The organism is Desulfovibrio sp. 1188_IL3213 (assembly GCF_036763145.1).
In the GTDB taxonomy this organism is placed as follows: Bacteria; Desulfobacterota; Desulfovibrionia; order Desulfovibrionales; family Desulfovibrionaceae; genus Desulfovibrio.
This window is the reverse complement of the sequence record NZ_JBAIYR010000405.1, coordinates 1-2,030: the sequence shown is the minus strand read 5'-3', so window position 1 is coordinate 2,030 and position 2,030 is coordinate 1. Positions and strand designations below refer to the sequence as shown.

Sequence of the window (2,030 nt, the reverse complement as noted above, 5' to 3'; positions counted from 1 at the left end):
TCGCTTTGATGCTTAACCGCGCAAGTAAATTGCGCTTGCATCTTTGCGGCGGGCGACTGCTCACGCAGCCGCCAGGGCAATTTCAAAGTGAAATTGCTCTAGCCAGAACCAAACGCCATTCCCGGGATGTCGCCGATCTTGATGTCATTGAAGTTTTCCAGGCCCACGCCGCATTCGTTGCCCTTGACGACTTCCTTGGCGTCATCCTTGAAGCGCTTGAGGGAAGAGATCTTGCCGGTGTAGACCACCACGCCGTCGCGCAGCAGGCGCACCCCGGCGTTACGGGCGATCTTGCCGTCGGCCACGTAGGAGCCCGCGATGATGCCGATCTTGGGCACACTGAAGGTGTCGCGCACTTCGGCCTGGCCGAGGTAGACTTCACGCTGCACGGGAGCCAGCATGCCAGCCATGGCGCTCTTGATGTCGTCCACCAGCTTGTAGATGATCTCGTAGAAACGGATATCCACGTTTTCGTGTTCGGCCACATCCTTGATCTTGGCTGCGGGCCGCACGTTGAAGCCGATGATGATGGCCTGCGAGGCGGAAGCCAGCAGAATGTCCGATTCGGTAATGGCGCCGGTGCCACCGTGCACAACGTTGATGCGCACCTTGTCCGTGCTCTGCTTGACCAGCGCTTCGGTGATGGCTTCCAGGCTGCCCTGCACGTCGGACTTGAGCACAAGGTTGAGCGTAAGGGTTTCCTGATCGGACTTGCGCTGCGAAAGGAAGGTTTCGAGCGTCACGCGCGATTCGGAGGCCAGTTCACGTTCGCGCTGTTTGATGGCGCGGGAATCGGCGATGCGGCGTGCCAGCTTTTCATCGCTGACCACAAAGAACTCTTCGCCAGCTTCCGGAACGCCCTCAAAACCCTGCACTTCCACCGGCAGAGACGGTCCGGCCTCCTTGACCTTTTTGCCCTGATCGCTCATGAGCGCGCGAACGCGCCCGGAGAAGGGACCGCACACAAAGTTGTCGCCCTGATGCAGGGTTCCTTCCTGGATAAGCACGGTGGCAACGGGGCCACGGCCCTTGTCCAGCTTGGCTTCCACGATGCGGCCTTTGGCGACCTTATCGGGGTTGGCCTTGAGTTCCATAATTTCAGACTGCAGGGCCACCATTTCAAGCAGGTCGTCAAGGCCCATGCGGGTCTTGGCAGCCACCTTGGCAACAATGGTATCGCCGCCCCATTCTTCGGCCTGCAGGCCCAGTTCGGCCAGTTCACGCAGCACACGGTCGGGGTCGGCACTGGGTTTGTCCATCTTGTTGACGGCAACCATGATAGGCACGCCAGCGGCGCGGGCATGGTTGATGGCTTCGCGGGTCTGCTCCATCACGCCGTCGTCGGCAGCCACCACAAGGATGACAAGGTCCGTCACCTGCGCGCCGCGGGCTCGCATGGCCGTAAAGGCTTCGTGACCGGGCGTGTCGAGGAAGACAATCTCGCCGCGCTTGGTCTTCACGTGGTAGGCGCCGATATGCTGCGTAATACCCCCGGCTTCGCCGCCGGTGACGTTGGACTTGCGTATGGCGTCAAGCAGTGAGGTTTTGCCGTGGTCAACGTGGCCCATAATGGTCACGACGGGCGGGCGCGGCTTGAGGGTTTCGGGCGCGTCCACTTCCTTGGGGGTCAGGTAGTCGTCTTCGGAGAAGCCGGCCTTTTCCACCTCGTAACCGAATTCGGAAGCCACCAGAGTGGCCGTGTCGAAGTCCAGAGCCTGGTTGATGGTAGCCATGACGCCAAGGCCAAAGAGAATCTTGATGATCTCGTTGGCTTTGAGGCCCATCTGGTGGGCCATGTCGGCCACGCGGATAGCCTCGGTAACGCGGATCTTGCGTTTCGCGGCCTTGAGCGGCTGGGTGGCCTGCGAGTTGACGGGCTTGCCGCCTTTGCGGCGCCCCTTGCCCCGGTTCAGGCGCTGGCTGTCGTCATCATCACGGCGTCCGCCGAAATTTCCCTGCTGGAAATCAACCGTGCGGCGGCCCTTGAGACGTTTTTTCTTGCTCTGCCCATCGCGGCTGTCCGTGGGTGA

1 protein-coding gene is annotated in these 2,030 nt (G+C 60.9%); it reads right to left on the bottom strand.

Annotation, left to right across the window (positions count from 1 at the left end; all coding sequences use genetic code 11):
• Positions 1–98: 98 nt before the first annotated feature.
• A partial coding sequence (gene infB, locus V6C16_RS11965) for a translation initiation factor IF-2 (RefSeq protein ID WP_333543304.1) occupies positions 99–2,030 on the bottom strand: 1,932 nt, incomplete at its 5' end.